The following is a 7,155-nucleotide window of genomic DNA, read 5'->3' as shown; positions in this document are numbered from 1 at the left end:
TGATAGCTGATAGCTGATAGCTGATAGCTGATAGCTGATAGCTGATAGCTGATAGCTGATAGCTGATAGCTGATAGCTGATAGGCAAAGAATGTTTTATTGAATTATTTAATCAAGGATTTTATAAACTTATTATTGAGGAAATAACAAGTGGCGGAGTGGACGGGACTCGAACCCGCGACCCCCGGCGTGACAGGCCGGTATTCTAACCAACTGAACTACCACTCCGCAGTGGTATGTGCATGGGGTAATGCACTTACTAATTTTAATCATGATATCAAATGGCGGAGTGGACGGGACTCGAACCCGCGACCCCCGGCGTGACAGGCCGGTATTCTAACCAACTGAACTACCACTCCAGCATACAAATTTTGTAATATAACATTGTTTAAATAGTTGGCGGAGTGGACGGGACTCGAACCCGCGACCCCCGGCGTGACAGGCCGGTATTCTAACCAACTGAACTACCACTCCAGCATACAAATTTTGTAATATAACATTGTTTAAATAGTTGGCGGAGTGGACGGGACTCGAACCCGCGACCCCCGGCGTGACAGGCCGGTATTCTAACCAACTGAACTACCACTCCAGCATACAAATTTTGTAATATAACATTGTTTAAATAGTTGGCGGAGTGGACGGGACTCGAACCCGCGACCCCCGGCGTGACAGGCCGGTATTCTAACCAACTGAACTACCACTCCATAATAAGAATATGTTTTACAACCATACGTTGTGTAAGTGTTGGCGGAGTGGACGGGACTCGAACCCGCGACCCCCGGCGTGACAGGCCGGTATTCTAACCAACTGAACTACCACTCCAGCTTTTACTTACAAGTTTTACGAAAATGGCGGAGTGGACGGGACTCGAACCCGCGACCCCCGGCGTGACAGGCCGGTATTCTAACCAACTGAACTACCACTCCATATTTTCGTTGCTGTTTAGGTCTCCCTGACAGCGGCGTGAATAATACGAACCAACCCCTATTTCGTCAAGGGCTTTTTTGTTTTTTTATAGGTTTTTTAGTCATCTGTCATCGAAAGGTTTAAAATTTCACCTGATCTGTCATTTTTTGAGCCATTTTTACCGACTTGATTTTTTTCTGTGTCGGCAACATCACCCTCACTTGTTTTCTTTTTCTTTAAAAAAGGTAGCTTCACTTTAAATTTAATCGGTTTTTTCTGCACAAAAATACGAATTGCTAACCAACCTAGTAATAAAATGAGCGTATTGCAGCCTACAATTAAACTAATAATTGTAGATGTGGCCATTTTTTCTTCAACCGGTTCACTCTCAATCATTTTATCTGGGGTAATAATCGTTGCAGGATCAATTTCGGGCACTGCTTCTATAGGTCGTTCTATCTCAAATTTATACGTTGGTAGCGTTGCCATAAATTCGCGGCCATTAATATTAGTGCCAAAAACAGACAACTCAACGCTATACCTACCCCAATCATAATTCTTAACACTAAGCTGGCGTGAGTCTTTAGCTGCAGCATCTATGGTAAACATTTGCTCTTCGTTATTAGGGTAATAAATTTTTCCCTGAATGATGACGGTTTCTGGCTTAACAATATTGGGATCTATATTTATAGTTAACAGATGCTCGTCTGTGTCTTGCTCTGCTAACGCGACTTCGGTTACAAAAGGCGGTTCGTGCACTTCTATTGTATTTTGCACAATACGGCGCTGTAGCAGCGGAGTTGCAACGTAAAGCTCTGGTGTCCATTCACCTGCAGGAAAATCTAAAGTAAACTCGCCGGTAAACACACCATCTTTAGGACGCTCGTCAAATCCGCGTCCATCGTCTTTAAATTCAGCGACTTCTTGAGTGCCTGCGCCAAAGTTAGCAAAGTTTTCATTGTTGGTACTTACAAAGTCAACATTAAGGCTAACAACATCTCTAAATAGATTTGTATTAATTGGCTCACCGTCATTGAGTATTTTGCCAGTAATTTTTATTATCTCCCCTCTAAACAACATTGAAGGAAGAGGCTCTGCCTCAAGAGATATTTCGCCTAATACGACTATTCGGCTGTCGGGCAAAATACTGCCTATGACTTGCCAAGGACCTGCCATTGGTTTTTTTATGGTGACTAAATCGTAGCTGAGTTCGTCAAACCAATCTAAGTTAGGGTTTTTAACTGAGTCAGTAGCAAAGTACTTACTGCCATCGGGCCTGACTAAAATAACTGCTGGTGCGCCTGACTTTCTAAAAAAGAGCAGTGTTATTTCATCAATTTTGCTATCTATGCGAAAACGATTATCAAGTAAAGGGATCTCATTTTGATGCCCATCGCGCTTGAGCACTTCTACTTGTTTTACGCCATATGCATTGCCAGTAAATAAACTAGCGGCACATAACGCTGTTACAAAATACATCGTTTTCATTAAATCGCCTTATTCAGCGCGCCATATACATTGGCCGCCTTCTTTGTTTACAAGATCTAATCGTGCTTCGTGTGCGCTTTGCTCAGCATCGCTTGCTCGCAGAACAACTAATGGGGCTCTATCACTATTTAAACGCTTTATGCCGCCCTTCTGTTGCTCGCTGCCGTCATCTTTATTTTGATTCAAGTTTAGCTTTGTTTGACCGCCCGTCATGGCAAGGTAAACATCGGCTAAAATTTCAGAATCCAGTAGCGCGCCGTGAAGCGTTCGTTTACCGTTATCTACATCGTAGCGACGACATAATGCATCAAGATTGTTCTTTTGACCTGGATGCAAGTCACGCGCCATTTTAAGCGTGTCGAGAACTTGACAAAAAGTATCTGTTTTAGGAAAGCCCTGATTAAGTAGCGCAAATTCGTTATCCATGTGGCCAATATCGAACGGCGCGTTATGAATAACTAACTCTGCCCCTTCAATATAGTCGAAAAACTCTTGGGCAATTTGATGAAACAACGGTTTATCACGTAAAAACTCATTAGTGATACCGTGAACGTCGATTGCTTCTTCTTCGCTTGGGCGTTGTGGGTTTATATAAACGTGAAAGTTATTGCCTGTTAAACGGCGATTTACTAACTCCACACAACCAATTTCTATAATGCGGTGCCCTTGTTTAGGGTCGATGCCGGTGGTTTCTGTATCTAAAACTATTTGTCTACGTGCCATATCGAATTTAGCCTGATTCTGGTATCTTTCTATAATCACTTTATTGTACATAAGATCAAGGTAAAACAGTGCAAAAAACCGTAGAGATTTACACCGATGGCTCATGTTTAGGTAATCCAGGCCCCGGCGGTTATGGTATTTTTATGATTTATAACGGCCACGAAAAAGAAATGAGCCAAGGTTATAAACTCACAACGAATAACCGAATGGAAATGCTCGCGGCTATTGTAGCCCTAGAATCACTCACTCGAGAATGTGAAGTAAACCTAACAACCGATAGCCAATATGTTAAGCAAGGTATTGAATCGTGGATCACTAACTGGAAAAAACGTGGCTGGCTAACATCAGCTAAAAAGCCGGTTAAAAACGTCGACTTATGGAAACGCCTAGATAAAGCCTGTAGCGAGCACAATGTAACCTGGAAATGGGTTAAAGGGCATAGCGGCCATAAGTACAACGAAATAGTTGACGATTTAGCGCGCGATGCCGCTGGCAGTAAAGATTTACTAGAAGATGTAGGCTACCAGCCTTAATTTATTCAAAGCTAGTTGTTATACCAATTTTATTAAAAACATGTTCATTCTATCGCATTAAATAACTCACTAACTGCGCTAAAAATTATTCATATAGAACAACTATATGTCACAATTTTCGCCTTGTTAATGTGCTATTTTCTTAGCGCTATAGTAGATCACTTATTTAATGCAATTGGTATTATTTTCTTGCTCGCACGATTTAAAGTGTTGCTTTGACGTTTGTCTAAGCCCTGCCCCTTTTACTGGCGCAAACTGCGGCCTTGCATGCCACTTAGGTTTTATTGGCGTAAGTGGCGCAACTCTTTTTCGTGCCACCAGCATATAAACACTGCCCATCGGTTTTAAATACTGTTTTGCAAAAGTCCGCCAAAACTCAAATCTTGATAGCCTATTACCTCTTGCCAGTGATGAATAAATAAAACGTTCGTCACTTACAATTTCAAAACCAAGTAAGTTTAGCCAATCTTTAACCCTCGCAGGGGTAAAAAAGCGCCCCGTCCATGGTAATTTCTGACCACTAAAAGGCAGCATTTGTGCAAGTCCGCACAAACTAAACGGATTAAATCCCGTAATTACTATATAGCCGCCCGGAATAAGTGTGCGATGTGCTTCTCGTAAAATGTGATGTGGGTCTGAATGATACTCTAAACAGTGGCTTAGTATGCAGGCATCAATACTGTGCTCGTAAAATGGCAATTCGTCTATGTCAGCAACTACGCCTGTATAAGGCCCAGGCTCTGCAACACACACTTGATGTTTAATCGTACTTATACTTGTGTTTAATTCGCCACTTAAATTACCCAATTTAAGCATATGATAGCCAAACATACGCGGCAGCCATTGCTCCATCTTTCGTTCGATGTCTGTGCGCAAATAATCCCCATGAGGAAACTGCTGCCACGACAGTGGTTTGGGTCCTTCTTGAAAACTAAGGGCTGGTTTCATTTTTTGAGCTCGTTATACTATGTGTTAACTGTCACTTTATAGAGCAATTTACCATGGTGCAAGTCAAAGCAATTAAAGCCTTTTCTGATAATTACATTTGGTGTTTAACTACCGATAACAGTAACCAAGCATGGGTAGTCGATCCTGGCCAAGCACAGAACGTATTAGCGCATTTAGCTGAGCATAACCTAACGCTCGGTGGTATCTTAATTACGCATCATCACTACGATCATACCGATGGCGTAGCTGCATTAGTTGACGCTTATCCAAATATACCGGTTTATGGCCCTGCTAATAGCCCATTTAAAGGTATCACTCATTCACTTACTGATGGTCAGAGCATTAACGTACTTAATGTTAACTTTACTATTTTAGCAACTCCCGGGCACACGCTTGATCATATTTGTTATATAAATGATGTACTTGCTTTTACAGGTGATACATTGTTTAGCGGTGGGTGTGGGCGATTATTTGAAGGCACACCAAAGCAAATGTGGAAATCGTTTAATAAACTAAGAGAGCTGCCTGCAAGCTGCAGTGTGTATTGCACTCACGAGTACACACAAGCTAACCTTGCTTTTGCAAAAGCAGTTGAACCACGTAACCCTGAGTTACTCGCGTACAGTAAAAAAGTAGATGAATTACGCAGTAATGATCAAATCTCATTACCTACCTCTATTGGACAAGAGCTAAAAATAAATCCATTTATGCGTAGCGACTTGCCAACCATTACAGAACTTGTCCCGAAGAAATTTATCTCGGTTACAAAAAACAATGAACCTTGGGGAAACTTTGCTAGTCTGAGACAGTTCAAAGACAATTTTTAAGACATAGGTTTAAAAATCAATTAGAATCATTAACTTAAATTAAAGTGATGATTCTATCCTTGCGTTTAAAAAAGTCATTAAGTGGCAATGTTAACTCATAACAGGTAGTATTCGCCGAGTTTTTTACCCGATGTATTGGTATTTATGAATAAATCTCCCCTATTAGTAGCCTTGGCGTTAGCGCTAAGTGGTTGTCAAACTATGACAACTCTAGACTCAGACTCTCAAGTCGCCACGCAAGCAAATCAGCAACTCGAAGGCGCAAGTCCAAACGATATCAACAATGCATTGATGGTAAACGCACAATATCAACAAGTTGACCCTGATGAGCAAGAAGCTCCTGTATTTGATGATGTGTGGGAGCGAATTCGCTACCAACTTTCTATCGATATACCACAAAACCGCCCTGTTGTTACCGAGCGCAATTATTACGCTCGCCACCAAGCCTATTTAGATCGTATTTCTAAACGTGCAGAACCTTACTTACACTTTATTGTTGAAGAAGTAGAAAAGCGCGAAATGCCAATAGAAATTGCCCTACTCCCTATTGTAGAAAGCGCATTTGACCCATTTGGTTACTCTAATCGCAGCGCATCGGGGATTTGGCAGTTTATGCCTGCAACCGGTGAACGATTCGATTTAAAGCAAAACTGGTGGTACGACGGTCGTCGCGACATAGTGCAGTCGACTCGTGCAGCACTTGATTACTTGTCGTATTTGCATAAAACACTTGACGGCGATTGGCTAAATGCAATTGCGGCTTACAACTCAGGTGAAGGGCGTTTAATGCGCGCGATTAAAAATAATCGTAAAAAGCATTTACCTACCGATTTCTGGTCTCTTGATTTACCAAGTGAAACAACAGCCTACGTACCAAAGTTGTTAGCACTTGCCGATTTATTAAAACGCTCAGATGACTTTAACGTTACTTGGCAACCAGTAATTAATGCACAAGTGGTTGAAGTGGTTAATGTTGGCTCTCAAATAGATTTAGCACTTGCCGCTGACATGGCCGATATGACGCTTACTGAGCTATACAGATTAAACCCTGGTTTTAACCGCTGGGCAACTGATCCTAATGGACCACACTCTTTATTATTGCCTGTTGATAAAGCAGAGCAATTTAGCCAAAAACTAGCAAACACCGATGTTAAAAACAGATTACGCTGGCAGCGTTATATTGTGGCTCGAGGCGACAGCTTATCGGTAATTGCCAAAAAGTTTACAACAAGCTCAAGCGCAATCCGATCGCTTAATAAACTCAAATCAAATACCATTAAAGTAGGCCAAGAATTATTAGTCCCGCTTACTGATGGCGCTATAAATAGCGAGCATTTACCAAAGCAGATGCGCTTAGCTGCTAATAAAGCAACTCGCACAAAGCTTTCGCACACAGTTAAAAGTGGCGACACGTTATGGGACATTAGCCGCGAATATGACGTAACTATGGATGAGTTAGCTAAATGGAATAAGCTAAAGAAAAACTCTGTATTGCGCCTAAATCAAAAACTAACGGTTTATAAGTCGGCGAATAAACCACAAGCGACGGCAAGTACCAACCGTACTATTACGTATAAAGTACGCCGAGGAGATTCACTAGCACGTATTGCGTCTAAGTTTAATCTGAGCGTTAACGAAATTATTAAGTGGAATAATTTAGCAGGTCAAAAATACTTACAACCGGGCCAAAAGCTAAAACTTAAAGTAGATGTCAGAAGTAGTTAATTTATA

General features: G+C 41.5%; 6 protein-coding genes and 7 tRNA genes. 3 read left to right on the top strand and 10 right to left on the bottom strand.

Annotation, left to right across the window (positions count from 1 at the left end):
* Positions 1 to 150 precede the first annotated feature (150 nt).
* The 9 genes from GQR55_RS08820 to dnaQ form a co-directional block, all read right to left on the bottom strand.
* Positions 151 to 227 (bottom strand) — tRNA-Asp (locus GQR55_RS08820).
* Positions 228 to 281: 54 nt separating this feature from the next.
* Positions 282 to 358: transfer RNA gene (locus tag GQR55_RS08815), tRNA-Asp, on the bottom strand.
* Between the two features lie 38 nt (positions 359 to 396).
* Positions 397 to 473 (bottom strand) — tRNA-Asp (locus GQR55_RS08810).
* 38 nt (positions 474 to 511) lie between these two features.
* Positions 512 to 588 (bottom strand) — tRNA-Asp (locus GQR55_RS08805).
* Positions 589 to 626: 38 nt separating this feature from the next.
* A tRNA-Asp gene (locus GQR55_RS08800) sits at positions 627 to 703 on the bottom strand.
* Positions 704 to 744: 41 nt separating this feature from the next.
* Positions 745 to 821, bottom strand: a tRNA-Asp gene (locus GQR55_RS08795).
* Positions 822 to 848: 27 nt separating this feature from the next.
* Positions 849 to 925, bottom strand: a tRNA-Asp gene (locus GQR55_RS08790).
* 97 nt (positions 926 to 1,022) lie between these two features.
* Positions 1,023 to 2,393, bottom strand: coding sequence for a TIGR03503 family protein (locus GQR55_RS08785; RefSeq protein WP_166420286.1), 1,371 nt, complete (start codon positions 2,391 to 2,393; stop codon positions 1,023 to 1,025).
* 9 nt (positions 2,394 to 2,402) lie between these two features.
* On the bottom strand, positions 2,403 to 3,116 hold the full coding sequence (dnaQ, locus tag GQR55_RS08780; RefSeq protein WP_165728593.1) for a DNA polymerase III subunit epsilon: 714 nt from the start codon (positions 3,114 to 3,116) through the stop codon (positions 2,403 to 2,405).
* 68 nt (positions 3,117 to 3,184) lie between these two features.
* On the opposite strand from dnaQ, the gene rnhA reads away from it, so the two are divergent.
* Positions 3,185 to 3,649 (top strand): ribonuclease HI, encoded by a 465-nt coding sequence (rnhA, locus tag GQR55_RS08775; protein ID WP_007378210.1) that lies wholly within the window; start codon positions 3,185 to 3,187, stop codon positions 3,647 to 3,649.
* A 162-nt stretch (positions 3,650 to 3,811) separates the two neighbouring features.
* On the opposite strand, the gene GQR55_RS08770 is transcribed toward rnhA, so the two are convergent.
* Complete coding sequence (locus tag GQR55_RS08770; RefSeq protein ID WP_166420285.1) at positions 3,812 to 4,597, bottom strand: class I SAM-dependent methyltransferase; 786 nt, start codon at positions 4,595 to 4,597, stop codon at positions 3,812 to 3,814.
* A gap of 53 nt (positions 4,598 to 4,650) precedes the next feature.
* On the opposite strand from GQR55_RS08770, the gene gloB reads away from it, so the two are divergent.
* On the top strand, positions 4,651 to 5,424 hold the full coding sequence (gloB, locus tag GQR55_RS08765; RefSeq protein WP_166420284.1) for a hydroxyacylglutathione hydrolase: 774 nt from the start codon (positions 4,651 to 4,653) through the stop codon (positions 5,422 to 5,424).
* A 144-nt stretch (positions 5,425 to 5,568) separates the two neighbouring features.
* Complete coding sequence (locus GQR55_RS08760) at positions 5,569 to 7,149, top strand: LysM peptidoglycan-binding domain-containing protein (protein WP_166420283.1); 1,581 nt, start codon at positions 5,569 to 5,571, stop codon at positions 7,147 to 7,149.
* Positions 7,150 to 7,155 lie beyond the last annotated feature (6 nt).

Source organism: Pseudoalteromonas sp. Z1A8, assembly GCF_011378855.1.
Lineage (GTDB): Bacteria > Pseudomonadota > Gammaproteobacteria > Enterobacterales > Alteromonadaceae > Pseudoalteromonas.
This window is presented reverse-complemented; position numbering and strand designations above follow the sequence as displayed.